The organism is Chryseobacterium sp. AC417, from assembly GCF_979258215.1.
The window spans coordinates 3,277,519-3,300,371 of sequence record NZ_OZ409845.1 but is presented as its reverse complement, the minus strand read 5'-3'; the positions used below and the strand labels follow the sequence as shown (position 1 = coordinate 3,300,371).

Genomic DNA, 22,853 nt, shown 5'->3' with positions numbered 1-22,853 from the left:
ATTGTGAGGCTTTTAATAGAAGTTTAAGAAATGATTAATATTTAATTCAATATTCTTCTGTTCTTTAATTTTTTGTTAAATATAAAAAGACAAACTGAATATTTCTCAATTTGTCTTATTTTATAAAAAGTTGTTTAATGAAGTTCTATTGATCTTCCATTGAACTGTAAATATTATGAATCAAACCATCCGCCACAGAAATTTTAGGAACAAAAATCTTGTTGATCTCTGCCCAATGCATGACAAAATTGTATATTTTTAAAGCATGCACCAAAACGTCGGCTCTGTCTTCTCTGAAACCATATTTTGTCATTCTTTCTTCAACCGTAAGATCATTGAATTCCTTGTAGGCTTTTTTCAGATAAGCGATCGACATGGGCTTTCCGTCTTTGGTTTTGCTCATCGAGAAAACTTTGTTGATATTTCCGCCGGAACCGATGGCAACAATTTGTTTTTTGCTGCTGATGTTTGCCTTTATTTCTTCCTTCATCTCTTTCCAGTTGTCTTCTGTCACGAGATTGTTGAGAAGACGAATCGTTCCGATATTGAAAGATTTTTCGTAAATCATTTTGCCATCTTCATAGAATGTTAACTCGGTAGAACCGCCGCCAACATCTACATAAAGATAGGCGAAATCTTTGTCAAGACCTTCTGCAACATGGTTTTCGTAGACCAAAGTTGCTTCTTCGTCTCCGGAAATAATTTCTATACTGAGATCTGAAGAATTTTTTACTTTTTCAATAATGTCTTTTCCATTCTCCGCATCGCGCATTGCGCTGGTTGCGCAGGCTCTGTAATGTTCGACTTTGTAGACTTTCATCAGATCACTGAAAATTTTCATTGAATCTAAGACCATTTTTTCCCGCTCTTCACCTATCTTCCCAAGAGTAAAAACATCCATTCCCAATCGCAGAGGAATTCGCAGGAGATTTAATTTAATAAATTCTGGTTTTCCGTTTTGAATTTTTACCTCATTGATTAAAAGTCTGGCTGCATTACTACCTATATCTATCGCTGCAATGATCATTAGTTAAATGTATTTTATTGAATTTCAGTTGTTTATTAAAATGTTATGCCTTTTATAAATCGAATGTACAAAAATAATTTGTTTATTATTCATCAAAATCCGAAAATGAGTCTTTTACAGCAGCTATTTTACGGTAGTTTTAGCTTTCAGATAATTGTAGGTTGCAATCTGTGACCGACATTCTTCTTCATCATTGCTGATATATTCGTTACTCAATTTTTTATCTAAAATTCGGGCTTTTACATTATCTCTCAATTGAATATCCAAAATATCTTTCAATTCATTTTTAAGATTTTTATCAGTAATTTTTGCGGCGGCTTCTATTCTGTAATCCAGGTTTCTGTTCATCCAGTCGGCAGAAGAAATATACAGATCTTCAGCGCCTTTGTTGTAGAAATACATGACTCTCGCATGTTCCAGATATTCGTCGACGATGCTTATTGCCTTTATTTTTTGTTTAAAATCTTTCTGATTGATTGCACAGTAAATACCTCTCACGATAATTCTGATCACTACACCTACTTTTGCAGCTTCATATAATTTTAAAATCAGTGCACGGTCACTTACAGAATTGGCTTTAATGATCATTTCTGCTTTTCGACCAGCCTTTGCCTCTTCAATTTCCTTATCGATGTGGGAAACAATTTTTTCACGCATAAAAACAGGACAGACCAATAAGTTTTTACACGTTTTCAAAACTGCCGTGTAATCTTCCTTTGGCTTTCTTAGGGCTGTGAAAACTTTGTTGATGTCTGCCATAATGCCTCTGTCTGAGGTCATGATCAGGTGATCGCCATAAATTCTGGCTGTTTTTTCGTTAAAATTTCCGGTACTTACGAAGCCATATTGCAGAGTTTTGTTGTTGATTCGTTTTTTTATGACACACAGTTTAGCATGCACTTTTTTGTCCGGAATTCCCACAAGCACTGTAATTCCTTCCGGTTCAAACATTTCTTTCCACATCAAATTAGATTCTTCATCAAATCTTGCCTGAAGCTCGAGCATTACCGTCACTTCTTTACCATTTCTGGCAGCATAAATCAAGGCATTGCTTATTTTTGAGTTGCTTGCAAGACGGTATGCAGTAATTTGTATAGATTTTACATCGGGGTCCATTGCGGCTTCACGTAAAAGATCGATCACAGGAGTGTAAGTATGATACGGAAAACTCAGCAAAACATCTTGCTTCAGAATGACATCTGTCACTCTTTCACCATGTTCGAAAGCAGGATGGGTAAAAGATGTTCTCTCTAAAGGTTTTTTGTAATATTCAAATACATCCGGAAAATCCATAAAATGTTTGAAATTATGAATTTTTCCGCCGGGTATAATGCTGTCTTTTTTGCTTAAATTTAACTTTCTGATAAGCAATTCAAGCATTGCCTTATCCATATCTTTATCAAACACAAATCGGGTAGGCTTTCCTTTTCGTCTGTTTTTAAGACCTTTTTCTATTTTTTCGGCAAAATTGGTTCTGATGTCATTATCAATATCCATTTCTGCATCTTTCGTTACCTTAAAAGCATTAGCAGAAAATTCGTCATATCCGAAATAAGAAAAAATGTGGGGAAGATTGAATGTAATGACATCCTCTAATAGCATGACATTTTTTTCTTCTAAATTTTCTGTAGGTAAAAGCACAAATCTTCCTACAAAACGGGATGGAATTTCAATAATAGCGTAATTACTGTGATAATGCCAGTCTTTTTTTCGCATTGCAACTCCTAAATAAAGACTTTTGTCTCTCATGTAAGGCATTGGCGTATTTTCGTGAAGAAGGATAGGAATTACATTAGATTCTACCACTTCATCAAAATATTGTCTTACAAAATCTTTCTGTTTTGCCGTAAGATTTTTTGACGTTTTGATAAAAACTTTCTGCTCTGCCATCTCAACCTGAATTTTTTTCCAGGTTTTGTCGAAATCTGCCTGTTGAGTGATCACAATTTCATTAATCCTCTGAAGAATTTTTGACGGGGGCTGATAAAAAGATTCGGCAATTACTTTTTCCTTAAAATCCATGGCACGCTTCAGACCTGCAACACGTACTCTGAAAAATTCATCTAAATTATTAGAGAAAATCCCAAGAAATCTGATTCTTAGATGCAAAGGCACATTTTCGTCCATTGCTTCCTGCAAAACTCTTTCATTAAACGCCAACCAGGTAATATCTCTGGGATTAAAGTGTACTGACATAGATATTAGTAAAATTTATCAAAAATACTAATTATTAATAATCTTTATTGAACACCAAGATTAATCTTTAATTAATTTTTTTCTTGTCGTACAAGTGTTTGTGACAGTTTGCTGACTTATATCTGCTGGAAATTATTGTGATGATGTGTCAATTTGTCATATAAATTCTAATGGTACAGATATTGAGAATATGAGTTTGTAAATTAAACCTAAAATTAAAAAATATAAATATTATGAGTAAAATAATCGGAATTGACTTAGGTACTACCAACTCTTGCGTTGCAGTAATGGAAGGTAAAGATGCCGTAGTAATCCCTAATGCAGAAGGAAAAAGAACAACACCTTCTATCGTAGCATTTACAGAAGATGGTGAAAGAAAAGTAGGAGATCCTGCAAAAAGACAGGCTGTAACAAATCCGACAAAAACAGTATATTCTATCAAAAGATTCATCGGAACACATTTCAAAGATGACGCTTCTGAAGTTTCAAGAGTACCTTACGCTGTTGTAAGCGGACCCAACGATACTGTAAAAGTAAAAATCGAAGACAGAGAATATACACCACAGGAAATTTCAGCAATGATTCTTCAGAAAATGAAGAAAACTGCTGAAGATTATCTTGGGCAAGAGGTAACAAGAGCGGTAATTACTGTTCCGGCTTACTTTAACGATGCTCAGAGACAAGCTACCAAAGAAGCTGGAGAAATCGCTGGTCTTACCGTAGAAAGAATCATCAACGAGCCTACAGCAGCTGCTTTGGCTTATGGTATGGATAAAGCTCACAAAGATCAGAAAATTGCAGTTTACGATTTAGGAGGTGGTACTTTTGACGTTTCTATCTTAGATTTAGGAGATGGCGTTTTCGAAGTATTGTCTACAAATGGTGATACACACTTAGGGGGTGATGACTTTGATGATGTTATTATCAACTGGATGGCAGACGAATTTAAAGCTGAAGAAGGTGTTGATCTTAAATCTGACGCAATTGCATTACAAAGATTGAAAGAGGCAGCTGAAAAAGCAAAAATTGAGTTGTCTTCTTCTCCTCAGACTGAAATCAACCTTCCATATATTACAGCTACAGCTACAGGTCCTAAACACTTAGTGAAGACTTTAACTAAAGCTAAATTTGAGCAATTATCTGCTGATTTGGTAAGACGTTCTATGGAGCCTTGTAAAAAAGCGCTTTCTGATGCAGGTCTTTCTATCTCAGATATTGACGAAGTAATCTTGGTAGGTGGTTCTACAAGAATCCCAATCATTCAGGAAGAAGTTGAAAAATTCTTCGGTAAAAAGCCATCAAAAGGTGTTAACCCGGATGAGGTTGTAGCTATTGGTGCAGCGATCCAGGGTGGAGTTTTAACCGGAGATGTGACAGACGTTCTTTTATTAGACGTTACACCACTTTCTTTAGGTATCGAAACAATGGGTTCTGTTTTTACTAAATTAATTGAATCAAACACGACGATCCCAACTAAAAAATCTGAAGTATTCTCTACGGCTTCTGACAACCAGCCTGCTGTAAGCATCAGAGTAGGACAAGGTGAAAGACCAATGTTCAACGATAACAAAGAGATTGGTAGATTTGACCTTACAGATATTCCACCGGCACAAAGAGGAGTTCCTCAGATTGAAGTAACTTTCGACATCGATGCCAACGGAATTTTAAGTGTTTCTGCAAAAGATAAAGGAACTGGTAAAGAGCAGTCTATCAAAATCCAGGCATCTTCTGGTCTTTCTGAAGAAGAGATCGAAAGAATGAAAAGAGAAGCTCAGGAAAACTCTGCAGACGATGCGAAGAGAAAAGAAGAGGTTGAAGTTTTCAATAAAGCTGACGGATTGATTTTCCAGACTGAAAAGCAATTGAAAGAATTTGGTGATAAATTGTCTGCTGACAAAAAAACAGCGATCGAAACTGCTCACGCAGAATTAAAAACCGCTTTTGAAACTAAAAACGGAGACGATGTAAAAGCTAAAACTGAAACTCTTGATGCAGCTTGGATGGCAGCTACAGAAGAAATGTATGCCGCAGGTCAACAAGGACAGGGAGCAGATGCAGGAGCTCAAAATCAAGGAAATGCAAACGGAGCAGAAGATGTTCAGGATGCAGATTTTGAAGAGGTAAAATAAATTTCGATTATTATCAACTGACATCGATTATAAAAAATGATAAAACGCTGTAAATTTTATATTTACAGCGTTTTTTTAGAAATTTTCAATATTTGTGTGTATTAAACAGACTTATTACTTTATTAATTTTTCAAATTCTTCAGTTAAAGTCGATCTTTCACTAATGTTTTTTAGACGAAAGTGTCGAATGTCTCCTTTTCTTAACAAGCAGTTTGCGATAATAAAAATTTCTTCAATTTCATCTTCGTTTTCAAAAGTGCTAGTAGAGCAATTTGTTATTATTCTTTGTGTAAATCTTCCTTTTCTGTCTGTATAGTTTATTTCATAAAACTTATCTCTCTCCCAAGATAATTTTTTTATATCATTAAAGACGTTCGAAGAATAATCTGGAAATTTATTTTTAGCTAAATCTGTAATTTTAAACTTTGTTGATTCAAAATCGAAATCTTGTAAATAAGATGATTTCACTTTTTTTGAAAAATAATTAGAATATACGATCCGTACTTTATGATTTAAAAGAATGATGTTGATGATTTCAACTAACGTATTATTAATTTGACTTTTAGGATGTCCTTCAAATGGAGTGATTTTTGGAATTTTAAATAATTTACTTCCACTCATACCCAATTGTATAATATCAATTTTTTCTTGATCAAAGATAACTTCCTCTACAATGTTAAATGGGATAAAATCCTCGGAAAATGATTGTTTAGAAGGGTTAAACCATTTGCATTTTAATAAGAATTTGCAAGAATCTTTTTTCAACGTGCCATCTTTTGGATCTCTTCTATCTTTTAAAAATTTAGAATTTTCAACAACGTCAATTACGGTCATTACTGGTGGTAAAAAATCCATATAAGACTCAGTTCGAAATTTTTCTTTATCACTTTCTATACTCCAACTGATTTTCTTTTTTCCCAATTCTGCATCAGCGGAATTTAAAATTACTTGTTTTCCTATATATTCTTTTTTTACAGCAGTTAATTCGGTTGGAACTTTTTTTTTCTCCGCAATGTCCTCTTCTATATTCTCTTTTTCTGCATTGTCAATTAGAATGATTTCGTCTATGTTAAACCAAAATTTTTCGTAGTTACAATTTTTAGAGTTATAAAAAGTGCCCAGAACTTGTCCTAACAGTTTTTCTTCATTCTCAGAATCTGGATTGTATTTATTTTGCTTTAATATTTCAGTTACTACCATTATTGGTGGTGTCATTAAAGCATTTGCTCCAATTTTCGTCTTTTGATTTAAAGAATAAGGGTGGTTTTTTAAAGAAATAAGATCTCCAATTTGAAAGTTATTCATAGTAGTTATTTAGTTTTTTATTTTCCTATATTTGATGTGCTCGTAGGAAGTTGATTTTTTACATCTGGTCAGGACTACAGGACTTAGGTCTTACTGCTTTTGCAGGATTAAAGTTTGCAATGCGGTATTCCCGTTAGAAGGAATATCACGCATTCAAGCCACAAGATAAGTAATTTAATTATTAGTTCCAAATTCATTAATTCTGTTATTAAATAGGGTTTAATTGGAGCAACATTAATTAGTTGCAGTATATCTTTACGAACATTACAATGACTCAGTTAATGGGTACTAGTCCGCTCTTCGGAGGTATGTAAATTTAATAATCATTATTGCTAGAACTTTCTACGGGTTTTTTTATGAGAAATGATACAGACAAGCCAAATTGGATGAAAACGAAAGGATATTTGCATTTATCCCCGAGTTTACGCATCAATGAAAATTGGAAAAGTTATCAAAAGAAAATCCAAAACCCTTCTTTCATACAGAAATATGCTTTTTATCCTTTGATGCATTCAATCATCAAAGAAAGAAAATATAAAAAAGTAAATTCCGAAAAGCATTTAAATGAAAAAGAGAGGACTCATAATTTCAAACTTGATAATTTTAAATTTGAAAAAACTGCAAAAAAAAGACCTCTTCATTATGCTACACATTTTGACGCTTTAATTTATGGATATTACGCCTCAATATTGAATAAATTGTATGAGAAAGAATTGAAAAAAGATCCTAATCTTGATGGTTGTGTAAATGCTTACAGGAAAATTATTTTAGAAGATACAGGAAAGGGGAAGAGTACAATTCATTTTGCGAAAGACGTTTTTGATGAAATTAAAAATCGTAGTGACGATCAAGAGGAAGTCGGCGTGCTAACTTTCGATATAGAAAGTTTTTTTTCTAGCTTAGACCATCAATTATTAGAGAAAAAATGGAGTGATTTGTTGGATGAGGAACAATTACCTTCTGACCATAAAAATGTATTTAAATCTTGTACAAATTTCAGTTATGTTTTAAGAGATGATTTGCGGGTCAAATTGCAAAAAAGTGGTAAACGATCTGGGTTCGATGAAAAAAAAATAGCAAAAATAAGAAGAGAAAAAGGTTTTAAAAGTTTCTTTGAGTCAAATGCAGATTTTCGAAATACTATAAAACAGGGGAAATTAAGAATTTATAAAAACTCATTCTACAATAAAGAAAAAATTCAAGTAGGCATCCCCCAAGGTTTACCGATAAGTGCAGTGCTTGCAAACTTATATTTGTTAGATTTTGATAAACAGATTTTAGATGTTATAGTTAAGGGTAGAAGTGGATTCTACAAAAGATATTCTGATGATATTATCATTGTAGCAAATGTAGATGAGCTTGTAGAAATAAAAAAATATGTTGAAAATCTAATAAAAAAAAGCAATCTAAAGATAAGTTCATCAAAAACAGAATCTTTCATATTTAGAAAGTCAGGATACAACCAAAAACAAGTACAGAGATTAACGTCTTTCAAAATAATTGACGGTGAAGAAAGGAAAGATGCACCTTTAATATACCTTGGATTTGAATTTCGAGGATATAATACTTGTATAAAATCAACAAATATTGCAAAATTTTACAGACGATTAATTTCTATTGTCCGACGACGGTCTAATAGAGCAATAAGAAATAAGAATCCAAATATACAGAAAGCAGTGTTTAAAAATCAAATTAAGAAATTATACAGAAAACCGCTAAGAGAGCTTGATGGGGAAGATGGAGAAATTAAGCAAACTTTTAGGAATAATACCTTTCTTGTCAAAAATGAAAGAAATGAATTTTCAATGATTATTAAACCATCTGTAAACAAAAATAAATCTAACTATTTTAGCTATATTAAAAGGTGTGAAAGAATTTTTGATAGTAAAATTTTTTCTAGACAACTACGGAAAAAAGAGCATTTGCTAAATACTGCAATTAATAAACATTTGAAAAACTAAGATTTGTTTTTAAGCTTATCAATATTTAGAAATTGAATAAGCTATAGCGAAATGGTAATTTTGAAGATTAAAGATCGCTAATAAATTCAAAGCTTCGTATCATATTTGTAATATAAAATCATAACTATTTGATTTCTAGTATAATTTATTTTGAAGAAGTTAAGTAAGCGGTCTCAGACTGATTAAATATGAAATCCCCAAGCGAAAGCTTGGGGATTTTTTTTAGTGAATATGATACTCATAAAGAAAGGTATCAATAACTCGAAGATTTTTTCAACAATTCCATTTCCTCACAAATTATTAAATAATTAAATTATTTGATATGATAAAATATTTGATCTTCTGAAAACATTTACAATTCAAAATTTAAAGATTATTTTTTTCATTCAAATCTCTTTAGAATTGTGCAAAACTATATATTCCCAAGGTTCCATCGTCATAATCAAAGTTCCTGAAACTGCTTTTTTCTCAACTGTAAAAAGATTGGTGTAAATTCCGGTATCAAACGACGTATCAAACTGAACAATGAAAGATTCTTTACTGAGATTAATAAACACCAGTACTTTGTCACCATGCTTTTCCCGTACAAAAGAGATCACCTGATCCATTCTGTCATTCATAATTCTGATCATTTCTCCGCCGTGATTGCCATTCCAGAGTGCCCGGTTTTTATGTTTCAGTTCAAAAAGCGTAGTGTAGAGTGCTTCGTTCTCGTGGGATTTCCATTCAATCGGATCTTTCTCGAAAAATGCTAATGAATGATCCAGTCCAGCTTCCTGACCGCTGTAAACAAGCGGTATTCCATCCATCAAAAAAGTAAAAACAGTTACGGCTTTTAGTGCCTCTCCAAAATTACTATATTGGTTTCCTTCCCATGAATTCTTGTCGTGATTATCTATGAAATTCATCCGGATGCCGGCTTTTGGGAAAATGGAGACGTGCTCTGCAATATAAGCCTCTGTCAGGTTTTTTACACTCACGTTATTTATTGCAATCTGGTGGAGTATATTCCATAGTGTCCAGTTGTAGGTGGAATCAAAAGCTTTGCGGTGAAGTTCTTTGTCTTCGGCTTCTGCCAGCATAAAGACAGCTTTTATACTGTCAAGTTCTGCTCTTACATTTTCCCAGAAATCGATCGGGACAAAACTCGCAATGTCGCAACGGTACCCATCAATCTGATATTCTTTGATCCAAAACTTCATAGCATCAGTCATATATTTCCGAAGATCGGGATGTCTGTAATCTAGTTCTATGATGTCATCATAATCCCGCCATCGTGTGGACTGGAAAGTACCTTTTCTTGATTTCATATACCAGTCGGGATGCTGCGTCACCAACTCATTGTCCCAGCTGGTATGATTGGCAACCCAATCCAGAATTACGTACATTCCCTGCTCGTGGATGGCTTTGACCAGACTTCTGAAATCTTCTTCTGTACCGAACTCAGGATTGATTTTTAAATAATCTTTTACCGAATAATAACTCCCCAGACTTCCTTTTCTGTGCAATTCTCCGATAGGCTGAACCGGCATTAGCCAAATGATATCTATGCCCATTTTCTTAAGTCGCGGCAGCTGGCTTTCTACAGCTTTGAAGGAACCTTCCTCCGAAAATTGACGGATATTGAGCTCATAAAGTGTGGCATTCTTGACCCAATCCGGCGTAGTGATTTCTACATATTGCTTGGGTAGATAGCGGTTGTCAGTTGATTGATCCATAAATTTTAAAGATGCTAAGAAAAAACCAGAACGAATATCATGCCTACCATGATTATTCTGAGTATTGATCCCTCAAGTTTTTGACTTTTATGGATTATTGTAAAAAAAACTAATCCAATCCTGAGTTTAGGTTTGATGTTTGCAAGAAAAAAAGTGACACCAGAATTTCTTGTAATTTATTCAAAATATATAAATATGATCCCTAAAAAAATACATTACTGTTGGTTTGGCAGACAGCCGAAAACCGAATTGGCAAATCACTGCATCAATACCTGGAAAAAGATTCATCCCGACTATGAAATCGTGGAATGGAACGAAGACAACTCGCCATTAAATGACAACAACTATGTGAAAGAAGCGTATGCTCAGAAGAAATGGGCTTTTGTTTCAGATTATGTTCGGTGCAAAGTGATGTACGAGCACGGAGGCATTTATATGGATACCGATATGGAACTGAATTTGCCATTGGATGAGTTCCTGAATGAGAAAGCTATTTGCGGTTTCGAAGTGAAAGGTGTGCCTTACTCAGCGTTTTGGATGGCTGAGCCAAAACACCAGCTGTCTAAGGATTTTGTAGCATACTACGATCAGCAAGATGGTTTTGTAGAGCGCATCAACACTGATATTTTTTCTGAAATGCTGGAAAACGAATATGGAGCAGACCGTTACAGCGACACCATTCAGAAACTGAAGCACGATGTCACGCTTTATCCTTCAGTTTATTTTTCTCAGCACTTACCGAAGAATTATGTCAGCCACCATTTCAGCGGCTCCTGGTTTGGCGGCGATGAAGAAAACACGCACAAAAAGATGGTGAATGTCTATGGACTTCTCGAGCAGCTGATCAATTATTCTGGCGCTGACAAAGCAGTGGAAAGCATCATCAACAAACACAAAATTATTAATGTGAATGATATTCTGGATCTGATTCCCAAAGATAAGATCAAAGCCTATCTGAAAGACTGATAAAATAATTAAATCCGAGTTACCTATATTTTAAATGCTCATTCCAAAGATGATCACATCTAATGTCTGAGCATTTATAATTTAAGTTTCTTAATTCATAACAAACTAAATTCTAGAGTTCAACTTAAAGAACTTATCAGTATTTGAATCCCCAAGTGTAAGCTTAGGGATTTTTTTAGCTTAATAAGAAAGGTAATATATGGAGATAAAAATTGAGCAGTGAGAAGTATTGAATTAAATTAGTAAGAATATATTGTTAAAGAACTATTTACTAGTGTTTAATCTCATTATTAATATCAGGACCTTCAACTTTTCCTGTATTCAAATCAATAATGCAGTTTTCTGTTAAGAGGTGAGCGGAAAGATTTTCGACATATACGGGACATCCTCCTTCTGCCGAATCTATGTTGGTTTGTCCTATATTCTTGGCATTGATAATAATAATCATTCCAGAGCCTTTGCAGACTGCTTTATTACCATCTTTTATAAGCAAAGCAGTATCTTCTCCCAAGCCAATACCCTGAAGTTTCTGATGTAGCAAAATAGCATGGGCAAGCCTGCCGAACCTTCCACGGCGGACAAAATGTGTATCAACAATAAGGTTATCAATTAGGTTCAGCCCATATTCAAGCTTAATATCATCGGCTAATATTGCCTCACCATTTTCTGCTTCGCAGATAACTATCTCAGCCAGGCACATCGCTCCTGCACTGGTACCTGCAGCAATAAAGCCATCCTCATTCAAATATTTTTCTTTAAGTAAGCGTTGAATGGGTGAATTCTTCAGATGCTTACAAATTCTTGTCTGATCACCACCCGTGAAGAATACTGTTTTTGAATTTGATATCCTTTTTAAATATAAGTCAATGGGCATAGAATTGTCTACGTCATGTAAAAATCCAAAATTGGTATAACCGATGTCGTCAAATGTTTTTTGATAAGTTTCGCGCATGCTTTCCGGTTCTGAACTGGCTATGGTGATCACTTCTATCCTGTCATTTTTGGATTTTACCAATAATTTAAGAATTTCATCAGTTGAAAATTCGTTGTTGTTATCCTCTATTTCAACCTCATTATAGGCTCGATCCTCATTTCCGCCAATAATCAATAATTTTCCTTTTGGGCTCATAACATTTATTTCTAACTATATTGATCCTAAAATTACCGCACCGGATTGTAAGAAATTATGATGTAAGTCATAACGTCTTAATTATGGTCTCATTTAAATTAATCATTGCATCAGTGGAGATTTTTCATTGGTCTTTTCTGCTGACTTTGTCATAATCATATTGACTTTTGTTTAAATTTTAAAAACTTGGTCAATTTGTATTCTAACCACTGAATTCTTCGATTTAAAATATTCAATTGATCAATGATTGATGTTGTAACTTAATAAACTATTGAACTCCTTAGTATTTTATATCAGTAGCAATCCTACCATCAAAAGGTGTACTCCAATAGATAAATATTTCTTCATTAAATCTTATAATTTCCGCCTGAAGCGGGCTGTACTTTCCATCGGGCAGTAACTCTTCTACAGTTAAATCAGCTCCGATACCTATCTTGTTTTTGTCAAATTCTACACGGTATCTTCCATCGTCAGTTAAGACAAAATCTTCTTTTTTAAAATTGTAATTATTCATATTATTTTTGTTAAATGTTATCTGGCTATTACTTATCTATATTCAACAGAAGTACTTTACGTTGCGATTTAATCATTCCTATTCAACTTATCAATGTGTTATTGATCTGGTCGCACTGGCTGAATTTCTCCGGTAGGCAAGCTTTCAAACAATGAAGGGAAAATCATGTGCAGTATAACATATATTATCACCATGAGGGGTATCAATGAAAATAAGATGATAATAAATAAGTTGGGTTTATTCTTATTTTGTCTTTTTGGTTCCATAATAAAATGATTTAGCTTTCATAATTTATTCAGCTAATTTCTTGCCAAGACTTAGAAGATTCTGTCCACATGGTATCGAAAAGTCTGCTCTGTACATGAAAGTACGAATTAATCCGGTATGGCATTCCGCCATCCAATGTTAGTTTTATCGTGGATGATTGAGACAAATTACGAAGAATTATTAAACATTTTATTGTTATGCTCTAAGTCATAATTTAGTTGTGATGACAGTTTTACCTTTGAGTAAACCAAAAAATAAAATTTATGAAATCAATTATCACATCAGTACTTGTTTTAGCGTTTGCAATCAGCAGCTGCAAAAAAAATTCATCAACAGACACTTCAAACAATGAAGATTCGGCTTCTGCCTATGACAATAACAGCATGCCGACCAACAACTCTTCAGCAATGTCAACAGACAGTTTGAGTACAGAATCTCAGAATTCGGCTATACCAGATCCGTCCAGAATAGATTCAGCACAAAATACTCGAAACAATTCATCACAAAACAATCAAAACGGTTCCACACAAAATAATCAAAACGGTTCAACACAGAACAATCAGAGTGGTTCAACACAAAACAATCAGAGCGGATCATCACAAAACAATCAAAGCGGTTCACAACAAAACTCTCAAGGCGATTTGCCAGCGGGTACAAGAAGGTAATAGAAAACCTATTACAGTTTCGCCATAAAAGTTAAGTTAAATAACTGCCATTGTTTATGATTACGAGTGAAATCAGAATTATGCGGGGCCCAAACATGTGGTCCCGCACTCACCACCGTCTAATTGTTATTAAATATGATCCTTTTACAATTTCGGAAACAGACTCTGAAAAACAGCAGTTGATCAGAGATTATTTCCGTTCAAACTATCAATTTGATTGTCAACATGATGAGTTTGGGCTCTGTATACTAAGCTATATTTTACAACTGTCTTCGAAATTACAAGGGCCATCTATTTATCATAATATTGTTTCATTCTCACCGGGGATATTTTACGGAGTCATAGAATATGAGGTTGAAGAGACCGGTCTGGAATCATTAAAACTTGCGTCAGAAATTATACAGTCAATCTCTGATAATGTAATTCCTGCAACATTCACTGAAGCTCAGGAGCAGGTTATGACTGTTCACTGTAAGTACAGCGAAGGACCCACAACTTCTATGATCATTGAGGCTGCCAGAAAACGGAATATTCCTGTGCATACAGGACCTGCAGGATTTACCATTTTGGGATATGGCAAAAACCAGAAAAGGATCAGCGCTGCCATTTCTAATTACACATCCTGTATTTCCGTAGATATTGCCTGTGATAAAGATTACACTAAGAAATTCTTAAAAAGTGCCTATTTACCGGTGCCTGATGGAAGATTGACGCAAGATGAAAGTGAACTTTCACTGATTGCGGAAAATTTAGGATATCCATTGGTCACCAAGCCCTTTAATGGTAATCAGGGAAAAAATGTGACTTGCGGCATTAAAAGCTTTGAAGAACTTATTAATGGATTTCGTTCTGCGGCACAAATATCAAAATCTGTGATTGTTGAAAAAGAAATTATAGGCTATGATTACCGAATGTTAGTAATCGGAAATAAATTTATTGCAGCCTCATTACGGCAGCCTGCTTCTGTAGTCGGAGATGGTTTTTCAACCATTTCACAGCTGGTAGAAACCGAAAACAGCAGTCCGCTGCGAGGTGATGGCCATGAAAATGTACTGACAAAAATCAATCTGGATTCTGCTGCAGAACTGCATCTTCAAAAACAGGGACTGCAACTGCATTCTGTTCCTGCAAGAGGGCAGCAGATATTTTTAAGGTCTACAGCCAATTTAAGCACAGGTGGTACTGCGGAAGATGTTACAGATATCGTACATCCATCCAATATATTGTTGTCAGAAAAAGTATCCAAAGTTATTGGCCTTGATATTTGCGGAATTGATATTATAAGTCCGGATATTACCAAGCCTATTTTGGAAAATGGCGGTGCGATTATAGAAGTGAATGCAGCTCCTGGACTGAGAATGCATAAATATCCTACAAGAGGAAAACCACGTGAAGTCGGGGATGCGATAGTAGATTTAATGTTTCCGCAGGGAGATGAGGGCAGAATTCCTATCGTTGCAATTACCGGGACAAATGGTAAAACTACCACGACCAGACTGATGGCGCACGTAGCCTCATTTGCAGGATATACTGTGGGATTTAGCTCAACAGACGGTATTTATGTTGGAGGTGAGAGGATTAAAACAGGGGATTGTTCCGGTCCCCAAAGTGCACATACCATCTTACAGGATGCGACCGTTGATTTTACAGTGCTTGAATGTGCCCGCGGCGGAATTATCAGATCAGGTCTCGGATTCGACCAGTGCGATATTGCAATTGTCACCAATGTTGCAGCTGATCATTTGGGATTAAAAGATATTTATACGGTAGAGGATCTTGCCAACGTAAAAGCAGTGGTTCCGTGTTCAGTAAAGAAAGAAGGCTGGGCAATTTTGAATGCAGCAGACAAACTTGTATATGGAATGAAAGACAGAGTGAGTTGTAATGTTGCTCTGTTTTGTTCTGATGAAAACAATATTCGCCTTCAGAAACATATGAGGAATGGCGGATGGGCAATATATGCAGATCATCAACATGATATATTCCTTTACAATGGTGCTGATAAAATTTTCGTTTTTAACGTAACCGAAGCACCCATTACTCGTGATGGAAAAGCAGAATTTATGATTGAGAACTTACTGCCTGTAATTTTAGCAGGGTATTTCTCAGGAATCCGAATTGAACAGATTGCTCATGCATTAAAGAGTTTTATTCCGACTGCAGAACAAACTCCCGGTCGCATCAATGAGTTTGAAATCAACGGCTTAAATGTTATCGTGGACTACGCCCATAATCCTCACGGTCTTCAGGCGCTCGCCGGATATCTTAAACATATTCCGGAGAAAAAAACCGGGATTATTACTGTACCGGGTGACCGCCGTGATAATGATATTATAGAATTCGGGCAGATTGCTTCATCAATGTATGACGATATTATTATTAGATTTGACCGTGATACAAGGGGCAGAAGTGAGGAATCTATTGTCGAGCTTTTAGCACAGGGGATTCAAGATATAAAGCCGGATTTAGAGTATAGGGTTATTGCAGATACCCACTCTGCTATTCGCTTTGCTATTGATACAGCAGAAACGGGAAGCTATGTTGTTATTTGCGCAGACGATGCCATCGAGACACTCAAGATCACGCAGAATGTCGCTCAGCTGTATCAACATTAATCTTACATCATAGTTTTCTGAAAAAATATTTTAATAATTTTAGAGACAATAGCAAGCGATTAAAAACTTCAATGAAAATATTTTCATTGAAGTTTTTGATATATGATTCGTCTCATATACTACTTTCATTTTTTCGGTATAATTTTGAAATGACAACATGATTTGTTGTGGAAATTACCGTTTAATATTTAAAAATAGTTTGATTTTATGATTCCAAAAGGAAAATTATTAATTATTGGTGGACATGAGGATAGAGCCGATAACAAAGTTGAAATTAAGGAAAATAACCATAAGTTTTCACCCAATGAAATTCTTAAACTTCTCGCAGAATCCAAAGATGACAGAATAGAAGTGATTACAGCAGCGAGTTCGGAACCTGAGAGTATGCGCGACACCTATCAAAAAACATTTGAGGAGATAGGGTATACCAATTTTGGTTTCTTACACGTTATTGACGACAATACACCACTTGAGGTGTATTTAGACAGAATATCTAATTCAAAAACGGTATTCTTTACAGGCGGTGATCAAAGCAGGATTTGCGAACATCTGAAAAATTCGGACATTCAAAACTTACTTCGGGAGAAATATCAGAATGAGAAAGGCTTCGTTCTTGCCGGCACCAGCGCAGGAGCAATGTGCATACCAGAGATTATTATCAGCGACGCAGAAAATGGTGAGGCTATATTAGCAGATGATATAGAGCTTAATTCAGGACTAGGCGTTCTTAATAATCTAGTTGTTGATACGCATTTCGTACATCGAGGAAGATTTGGAAGACTTGCCCATGCTATATTACTTCATCAGGATCTTCATGGCATCGGTCTGGGAGAAGATACAGCTCTACTTATAGAGGACGGTTCCAAAGCAGTGTGTAAAGGATCAGGTATGGTGATTGTGATCAGTGCCAAAAATATGGGTCAAACTAACATAGATACCGCTGAAAAAGGATCTCCGATATATGTTGAAAACCTCACAGTTCATCTCTTAACGGAAAACTGCATTATAGACCTCAACACAGGACAGATGGAAGGTGCAAATATGAGCAGCTAAGATTCATTTTAAAAATAATGCCATGTTTAGACGGAAACCAAGATAATCTATAACATTATTCCCAAGCCTTAATGTCTAATTGTTTAAATGCTCATAAAAATTATTATGAGCATTTTCTTTACATCAATAATACATTGAAAGCATATCAAAATCAACCTGTAATGTCACTTTGAAATACTAAATTGTATAGTGAATTTTTTTACAACAAATTAAGCGTGAATTATTAATATTTATTTGAAAAACATAGTGTTGATAATGACTTACGTCATAAAATGCAAAGGTTATGACTATTTATCTTTGAAACACACCACAAAATACAAAAACTATGAAATTATTCGCATTACTAACCCTGATTCCGGCGATCAAACTAGTACAGTTTACGATGTAGATTCTATAATAAACAGTAAGTAATCATTATACTGCCTTCATTTCAGGAGCACCTCATACTCTGGAGGTAGCCGATTGTATTTATTGGTTGGGCAGTATACTATGAAATAACAAGTGCTAATATTCAATAAACAAAAACTATGGTTATAGAAGAACATTATTTAGTTTCTGCAGGAGCTGAAATTATAGAATATAAGCCTCAGGAATTTATTTTCCGTGAAGGAAATTCATCTTCATATTACTACCAGATCATTGAAGGAAAGATTAAACTCAATAATATTAATGAAGACAGTAAGGAGTTTATTCATAACATTCTCTCTGAAGGACAGTGTTTCGGTGACATGGTATTGTTTCTTAAACAACCATATCCAATGAATGCAGTTGCGCTGACTACATGTAAAATAATGAGAGTCTGTAAACAAAATTTCTTCGCAATGCTTGATGTTTATCCTAAACTATATCAAAATCTATGTCTTGCAATGTCACACAGAGTTTGTTGTACTCTTACCATGCTCCATCAATATTCCGCAGTAAACCCTTCAAAAGATTGCTGACATGAACCTTATCTAAAATGTGCATTTTGAAAGATGCCGTTTACAGATTAATCCGTCTGCAAAATAGAGCTGCTAAAATTTACAATAAATAGCAATAAGATATTACGGGCTAAAAACCGTTTGTGCTGTATTAATATTGAAATATATGCAAAAAGTTAAAATTTTTCCTCTTATCCAGGCGGCTTATTTTTTTGTCACCGCTGTATGGCCACTTATAGATATAACGAGTTTTTTAGCAGTTACCGGATATAAAAGAGAAGTATGGCTTGTTAAAACTGTTGGTGTATTGCTATTGCCTTACTGTCTGATTTTACTTCATCTTGCATTCAGCGACAAAAAGAATTTTATCATGGCAATTGCATTCATTCTTTGCTGTCTATCTTTAGCGCTAATTGAACTCTACTATTACTTTAGAGGCGTTATCAAATGGGTCTATTGTATTGACGGAGGACTGCAGTTAGTATTTATGAGCTATTGGATCTTACATATTATTTTGAAAAAACGCTCCTATTCTTCTAGAGGTTAACAAGGTATATCTAACAAATCTTCCGATTTGGAAGGTAAGAAATTAAGTATCTCAGTTATACTTGAAAATGAATAGGCGTCCATAACAATAAAATTTTGGATATTATTTGAAAAACCTTATATGACTATAGTCATAAGTATTTGATTTTTAGGTATTTATATACCACAATAACAGTAGTTGGCATAAAGTTAGCAGATTTTAAGTCTAACACCAAAAAATAAAAAATATGTTTTACCATTCACAAAATCTTATTAACCCGATTGTGCTTGATGAACCGGATCCATCTGCGGCTAATGCCCTGCAGGAAGGATTAGGTGGTCAGTTTGGCGAAATGCGTACCATGATGCAGTATCTTTTCCAGAGTTTTAACTTCCGTGGCAACGCTACGCCCTACATGGATCTAATTCAGGGAGTAGGTATTGAGGAGATTTCTCACGTAGAGCTAATCACCAAAACTATTTCTCAGTTATTAGATGGGTCTCCAAGATATCAGGGAGACAAATATGAAGCACCCAGTAAAGACGGAGGTGTAGCTTTGGATATGGCTAAGGAACAACAAAATCCTCATCATTACATCATAGGTGCCCAAGCTGCGCTACCAGTTGATGCTGCCGGGAATCCATGGAGTGGAAGCTATGTACACAATCATGGGAATTTAGTTCTCGATCTGATGGACAATTTAGTGCTAGAGGCTACCGGGAGGATTCAAAAATGCAGAATCTACCAGATGAGCAGTAACAAGACCTTACGCGCAACCGTCGCATTTCTTATCGTTCGGGATGAGGCTCATCAGGCAGCTTTCGCAAAAGCTCTGGAAACTTTGGGAGTAGATTGGAGCAAGGCTTTACCTGTGCCAAAATTTGATTCTTCACAGTTTCCTGAAGTAAAAAAGACTAATGGACTTAGGTCTGCATCGAGAACAATACACGTTCCGTATGGACGGGTCACTAATGGAACAGATTTTCAGCGGACCATCGCCATTTAATGATGGGACACAACTGACAACACTTAAAGAACCTCGTGAATCGTTTCCGAGCCCGCAAGCACCTGAACGGCCGGAAGAATTTGCTCCGGGTCTCGATGAAGAATTGCAGGCATTGGCAGATGCTTTCACTGAATTTAAAGAATCAGGAGGGAAAATTAAAAACAATGTTTTTATTAGGGGAGATGAAAAAAATGATTCTTTTTGATATTTGATTTTAAAGGTCTGTAAAGTAATTCTTTACAGACCTTTTTAAATTATAAAAAGTAGTTTAGTCACTAACCAAGTGGTCTGACTGTTTGAAAATTCCAGCAATTGAGAAAATACTAATGTAGTACGGCATTAAGAAAATTCCGAGAATAGGAATCTACAGATATTAATCGCAAAAGTGGTCATCATTAATGCTCGGTATGAAAAGTATAACAAAACAGGGGCTAAATAAAACATAAAAACGGCCGGAATTTCTTCCGACCGTGATTTGATTAATCTTTGCTTTTCTTTTTCGAAGATAGAATACTTACGGCGACGGCAGTCACAGCCGCCGCTACTGCAAATTTCAGAAGAAAATTCTTTTTTATTGTACTTCCATTCTGCTCCCCAGCCGCGCTCGGCAAAGATGTTCGGCAAATAGCCGTTTTTTAAGTCGTCAATAATTCCTTCAACTGCGCCCACACGGTCTGCGAGAACAAGCGGAAGCCATCTGCCATAGCTGGATTCACTGTAACGGAATGCCAATTTTCTGATGGCTCCGTTTATACCTTCCGGCGGCGAGGCAGTACCAAAAACAGCGGTTAAATTGGGTCGCTCAACGGACTTCAGAATTTCAGCATTTTCAGGTTGCTGTTCCGGACGTTCCCATGTGTAGCCTTCATGTTCTTCGTTAGTACGTTTTTTCATTGGATAAACAGGGTCGTTTTGCGGATCGGCATCTATTCCCCAACCTTTAATCTGGCTGTAATCTGTTTCTTCACTCTTTTTAAAATCGGAGGGTTTTGTTTCGTCTGTAAGCATGTCGTAATATTTTTAGTTAAAAACTTTTAAATGGTTGGTGGAATAAGCACTGTCTTTATACAGCCGTCCAGCTTGCGTGAAAATATATGATAAGCATCGGCTACTTCTTCCAGTGGCACCCGGTGAGTGATGATTTGTTTGGGGTCAAGAACCCCGTTTTTTATGTGCTCAATAAGCTTAGGCAAGTTGCGTTTTACGGCTGCCTGATTGGCTCGGATCGTAATCCCTTTATTTACAACGTTTCCTATCGGTACTAATGCATCTGTAGGGCCGTAAACACCCACAATCGAAACAATTCCCCCTTTCTTCACAGAATTAATTGCCCAGTGAAGTGCCGTGGTAGAACCACCCTGTAAAAGCAACTTCGTTCCCAGAATCGTATTCGTCAAATTCCCTTTTGCTTCGCACCCTACGGCATCTATACAGACATCTGCACCCAAAGAATCAGTTTGGGCTTTGATGAAAACCACAGGATCGCCAATGCTATTAAAATTATAAGCTTCACATTGCGCATATTTTGCTACGAAATCGAGCCGGTATTCCAGATGGTCGATCACGATAACTCTTCCTGCACCAAACAGCCACGCAGATTTAGCCGCCATAATACCAATGGGTCCGGCGCCAAAAATCACTACGGTATCACCTCTTTGAATACCTGCCATCTCTGCCGCCTGATAGCCGGTAGGAACCACATCAGTAAGCAGCACTGCATCGTCAGGATCCATCCAGTCAGGAATTACTGTTGGTCCCACATCTGCATAAGGGACACGGGCATATTCGGCCTGTCCGCCCTGAAAACCGCCTGCCGTGTGAGAGTAGCCAAAAATACCTCCTACTGCGGTGGCCATTGGATTTGATTCATGGCAATTACCGTAAAGTTCCTGTTTACAAAAAGCACATTTTCCGCAGGCAATATTAAATGGCACCATTACCTTATCGCCTACTTTCAGTTTTTGTACAGAGGAGCCAATTTCAACTACTTCTCCGATAAACTCGTGCCCAAACGTGGTTCCCACACGAGTATCGGGAACAAGACCATGATAAAGATGCAGATCTGAGCCGCAGATACAGGATCTTAATACCCGCACAATTGCGTCTTCAGGATGTTCTATTTTTGGTTCCGGCATATTGCGGTCTGCGCGTACGCGAAAGGGTCCGCGGAAATTCATTGCTAACATAGATGTTTATTTTTATTGTATTGGAGTTTAAGTAAGATAAATACTGCCATAATTTCTTGACCATATTTATTGTATCTGCCCGTTTTAAAAGAAGTGATGTCGTGTTTTTGGCTTAGAACTATAATTTCATGTATTTTCAAAAGAATATAATATGGATTTCCTGACTTTAGGATAATCTTATTATTAAATATTCATGAGCTGATCCTTAAACCTGCCCAGTTCTGTGAATACTATCAGTTGCTTTTCTGGAAAGCATCACCGCTATAATTTCAAATGCTCCTAAAATAGCGTGTGGCAGATAAACTCTGTCGCTGAAGCCAAAAAGCCAAGGTGATACCAATAAAAGCAACCCTGCAATGAAATCGATTGTAAGATGAATTTTGTAGGGAATAAGACGGACTAGACTGTATTCGTAATTGGTAAAGAGGCTGTATATTATTGTTGAAGCCCCTAAAATAACTGGAATTAACGTTGCTGCAGTTTTGTCGGCAAATCCGAAAAGCCAGGGTGCTGCAATGAGTAGGATCCCTACAATATAATCTAAAGCAGCGTGAATTTTTGATGAAATCATAACTAATATTTTTAATTTTGTGTACAGCATTAAATCCAATTTTTGTACCACTGAAAGAAAAAATAAGATACAAGTGATTGATTTTTAATGTTTTGTAAT

The 22,853-nt window shown here is 35.8% G+C and carries 19 protein-coding genes; 10 read left to right on the top strand and 9 right to left on the bottom strand.

Annotated features, from left to right (window positions below; genetic code table 11):
* Window positions 1-145 precede the first annotated feature (145 nt).
* Together ACZZ9T_RS15695 and ppk1 are read right to left on the bottom strand one after the other, a co-directional pair.
* On the bottom strand, window positions 146-1,027 hold the full coding sequence (locus tag ACZZ9T_RS15695; protein WP_463442868.1) for a Ppx/GppA phosphatase family protein: 882 nt from the start codon (window positions 1,025-1,027) through the stop codon (window positions 146-148).
* 123 nt (window positions 1,028-1,150) lie between these two features.
* On the bottom strand, window positions 1,151-3,223 hold the full coding sequence (gene ppk1, locus ACZZ9T_RS15690; protein ID WP_463442867.1) for a polyphosphate kinase 1: 2,073 nt from the start codon (window positions 3,221-3,223) through the stop codon (window positions 1,151-1,153).
* Window positions 3,224-3,456: 233 nt separating this feature from the next.
* Between ppk1 and dnaK the strand changes: the two genes are divergently transcribed.
* Window positions 3,457-5,352, top strand: a complete 1,896-nt coding sequence (dnaK, locus tag ACZZ9T_RS15685) for a molecular chaperone DnaK (protein WP_463442866.1) — start codon at window positions 3,457-3,459, stop codon at window positions 5,350-5,352.
* Between the two features lie 114 nt (window positions 5,353-5,466).
* Here dnaK and ACZZ9T_RS15680 read toward each other — a convergent pair whose 3' ends face one another.
* Window positions 5,467-6,657 (bottom strand): hypothetical protein, encoded by a 1,191-nt coding sequence (locus ACZZ9T_RS15680; protein WP_463442865.1) that lies wholly within the window; start codon window positions 6,655-6,657, stop codon window positions 5,467-5,469.
* Window positions 6,658-7,043: 386 nt separating this feature from the next.
* On the opposite strand from ACZZ9T_RS15680, the gene ACZZ9T_RS15675 reads away from it, so the two are divergent.
* Complete coding sequence (locus ACZZ9T_RS15675; protein WP_463442864.1) at window positions 7,044-8,618, top strand: reverse transcriptase domain-containing protein; 1,575 nt, start codon at window positions 7,044-7,046, stop codon at window positions 8,616-8,618.
* Window positions 8,619-9,004: 386 nt separating this feature from the next.
* On the opposite strand, the gene ACZZ9T_RS15670 is transcribed toward ACZZ9T_RS15675, so the two are convergent.
* Window positions 9,005-10,336 (bottom strand): alpha-amylase family glycosyl hydrolase, encoded by a 1,332-nt coding sequence (locus ACZZ9T_RS15670; protein ID WP_463442863.1) that lies wholly within the window; start codon window positions 10,334-10,336, stop codon window positions 9,005-9,007.
* A 195-nt stretch (window positions 10,337-10,531) separates the two neighbouring features.
* Here ACZZ9T_RS15670 and ACZZ9T_RS15665 point away from each other — a divergent pair, with 195 nt between their 5' ends.
* Window positions 10,532-11,302, top strand: coding sequence for a glycosyltransferase family 32 protein (locus ACZZ9T_RS15665; protein WP_463442862.1), 771 nt, complete (start codon window positions 10,532-10,534; stop codon window positions 11,300-11,302).
* Window positions 11,303-11,573: 271 nt separating this feature from the next.
* Here the strand turns inward: ACZZ9T_RS15665 and ACZZ9T_RS15660 are convergent, their stop codons facing one another.
* Together ACZZ9T_RS15660 and ACZZ9T_RS15655 are read right to left on the bottom strand one after the other, a co-directional pair.
* Window positions 11,574-12,431: a cyanophycinase gene (locus tag ACZZ9T_RS15660; RefSeq protein WP_463442861.1), complete on the bottom strand. Its 858-nt coding sequence runs from the start codon at window positions 12,429-12,431 to the stop codon at window positions 11,574-11,576.
* Window positions 12,432-12,711: 280 nt separating this feature from the next.
* Entirely contained in the window at window positions 12,712-12,945 is a 234-nt protein-coding gene (locus ACZZ9T_RS15655) for a glutathione synthase (protein WP_463442860.1), read from the bottom strand.
* Window positions 12,946-13,475: 530 nt separating this feature from the next.
* Here ACZZ9T_RS15655 and ACZZ9T_RS15650 point away from each other — a divergent pair.
* From ACZZ9T_RS15650 to ACZZ9T_RS15620, 7 genes are all read left to right on the top strand, one after another.
* The gene (locus ACZZ9T_RS15650) at window positions 13,476-13,877 is read left to right on the top strand and encodes a hypothetical protein (protein WP_463442859.1); all 402 of its coding nucleotides are present in this window, start codon (window positions 13,476-13,478) and stop codon (window positions 13,875-13,877) included.
* 95 nt (window positions 13,878-13,972) lie between these two features.
* The gene (cphA, locus tag ACZZ9T_RS15645; RefSeq protein WP_463442858.1) at window positions 13,973-16,492 is read left to right on the top strand and encodes a cyanophycin synthetase; all 2,520 of its coding nucleotides are present in this window, start codon (window positions 13,973-13,975) and stop codon (window positions 16,490-16,492) included.
* 207 nt (window positions 16,493-16,699) lie between these two features.
* Window positions 16,700-17,545, top strand: a complete 846-nt coding sequence (locus tag ACZZ9T_RS15640) for a cyanophycinase (RefSeq protein ID WP_463442857.1) — start codon at window positions 16,700-16,702, stop codon at window positions 17,543-17,545.
* A gap of 527 nt (window positions 17,546-18,072) precedes the next feature.
* Entirely contained in the window at window positions 18,073-18,486 is a 414-nt protein-coding gene (locus ACZZ9T_RS15635; protein WP_463442856.1) for a Crp/Fnr family transcriptional regulator, read from the top strand.
* 145 nt (window positions 18,487-18,631) lie between these two features.
* Window positions 18,632-19,012: a hypothetical protein gene (locus ACZZ9T_RS15630; RefSeq protein WP_463442855.1), complete on the top strand. Its 381-nt coding sequence runs from the start codon at window positions 18,632-18,634 to the stop codon at window positions 19,010-19,012.
* Window positions 19,013-19,238: 226 nt separating this feature from the next.
* Window positions 19,239-19,997 (top strand): manganese catalase family protein, encoded by a 759-nt coding sequence (locus tag ACZZ9T_RS15625; RefSeq protein WP_463442854.1) that lies wholly within the window; start codon window positions 19,239-19,241, stop codon window positions 19,995-19,997.
* Window positions 19,948-20,202, top strand: coding sequence for a hypothetical protein (locus ACZZ9T_RS15620; RefSeq protein ID WP_463442853.1), 255 nt, complete (start codon window positions 19,948-19,950; stop codon window positions 20,200-20,202). Before ACZZ9T_RS15625 ends, ACZZ9T_RS15620 begins: the two co-directional genes overlap by 50 nt.
* Window positions 20,203-20,336: 134 nt before the next feature.
* Here the strand turns inward: ACZZ9T_RS15620 and ACZZ9T_RS15615 are convergent, their stop codons facing one another.
* The 3 genes from ACZZ9T_RS15615 to ACZZ9T_RS15605 form a co-directional block, all read right to left on the bottom strand.
* Window positions 20,337-21,005: a hypothetical protein gene (locus tag ACZZ9T_RS15615; RefSeq protein ID WP_463442852.1), complete on the bottom strand. Its 669-nt coding sequence runs from the start codon at window positions 21,003-21,005 to the stop codon at window positions 20,337-20,339.
* A 26-nt stretch (window positions 21,006-21,031) separates the two neighbouring features.
* Window positions 21,032-22,183: a zinc-dependent alcohol dehydrogenase gene (locus tag ACZZ9T_RS15610; protein WP_463442851.1), complete on the bottom strand. Its 1,152-nt coding sequence runs from the start codon at window positions 22,181-22,183 to the stop codon at window positions 21,032-21,034.
* Window positions 22,184-22,388: 205 nt separating this feature from the next.
* Window positions 22,389-22,754 carry an SPW repeat domain-containing protein gene (locus tag ACZZ9T_RS15605; RefSeq protein WP_463442850.1) on the bottom strand — a complete coding sequence of 122 codons (366 nt, stop codon included), beginning with the start codon at window positions 22,752-22,754 and terminating at the stop codon, window positions 22,389-22,391.
* Window positions 22,755-22,853 lie beyond the last annotated feature (99 nt).

What these genes read in the sequence shown, in the direction of transcription:
- ACZZ9T_RS15605 (WP_463442850.1), bottom strand. Translation starts at nt 22,754, where the DNA reads ATGATTTCATCAAAAATTCACGCTGCTTTAGATTATATTGTAGGGATC.
- ACZZ9T_RS15675 (WP_463442864.1), top strand. Translation starts at nt 7,044, where the DNA reads ATGAAAACGAAAGGATATTTGCATTTATCCCCGAGTTTACGCATCAAT.
- ACZZ9T_RS15610 (WP_463442851.1), bottom strand. Translation starts at nt 22,183, where the DNA reads ATGTTAGCAATGAATTTCCGCGGACCCTTTCGCGTACGCGCAGACCGC.
- ACZZ9T_RS15625 (WP_463442854.1), top strand. Translation starts at nt 19,239, where the DNA reads ATGTTTTACCATTCACAAAATCTTATTAACCCGATTGTGCTTGATGAA.
- ACZZ9T_RS15660 (WP_463442861.1), bottom strand. Translation starts at nt 12,431, where the DNA reads ATGAGCCCAAAAGGAAAATTATTGATTATTGGCGGAAATGAGGATCGA.
- ACZZ9T_RS15670 (WP_463442863.1), bottom strand. Translation starts at nt 10,336, where the DNA reads ATGGATCAATCAACTGACAACCGCTATCTACCCAAGCAATATGTAGAA.
- ACZZ9T_RS15680 (WP_463442865.1), bottom strand. Translation starts at nt 6,657, where the DNA reads ATGAATAACTTTCAAATTGGAGATCTTATTTCTTTAAAAAACCACCCT.
- ACZZ9T_RS15695 (WP_463442868.1), bottom strand. Translation starts at nt 1,027, where the DNA reads ATGATCATTGCAGCGATAGATATAGGTAGTAATGCAGCCAGACTTTTA.
- dnaK (WP_463442866.1), top strand. Translation starts at nt 3,457, where the DNA reads ATGAGTAAAATAATCGGAATTGACTTAGGTACTACCAACTCTTGCGTT.
- ACZZ9T_RS15650 (WP_463442859.1), top strand. Translation starts at nt 13,476, where the DNA reads ATGAAATCAATTATCACATCAGTACTTGTTTTAGCGTTTGCAATCAGC.
- ACZZ9T_RS15635 (WP_463442856.1), top strand. Translation starts at nt 18,073, where the DNA reads ATGGTTATAGAAGAACATTATTTAGTTTCTGCAGGAGCTGAAATTATA.
- ACZZ9T_RS15640 (WP_463442857.1), top strand. Translation starts at nt 16,700, where the DNA reads ATGATTCCAAAAGGAAAATTATTAATTATTGGTGGACATGAGGATAGA.
- ACZZ9T_RS15655 (WP_463442860.1), bottom strand. Translation starts at nt 12,945, where the DNA reads ATGAATAATTACAATTTTAAAAAAGAAGATTTTGTCTTAACTGACGAT.
- ppk1 (WP_463442867.1), bottom strand. Translation starts at nt 3,223, where the DNA reads ATGTCAGTACACTTTAATCCCAGAGATATTACCTGGTTGGCGTTTAAT.
- ACZZ9T_RS15615 (WP_463442852.1), bottom strand. Translation starts at nt 21,005, where the DNA reads ATGCTTACAGACGAAACAAAACCCTCCGATTTTAAAAAGAGTGAAGAA.
- ACZZ9T_RS15630 (WP_463442855.1), top strand. Translation starts at nt 18,632, where the DNA reads ATGCAAAAAGTTAAAATTTTTCCTCTTATCCAGGCGGCTTATTTTTTT.
- ACZZ9T_RS15620 (WP_463442853.1), top strand. Translation starts at nt 19,948, where the DNA reads ATGGACGGGTCACTAATGGAACAGATTTTCAGCGGACCATCGCCATTT.
- cphA (WP_463442858.1), top strand. Translation starts at nt 13,973, where the DNA reads ATGTGGTCCCGCACTCACCACCGTCTAATTGTTATTAAATATGATCCT.
- ACZZ9T_RS15665 (WP_463442862.1), top strand. Translation starts at nt 10,532, where the DNA reads ATGATCCCTAAAAAAATACATTACTGTTGGTTTGGCAGACAGCCGAAA.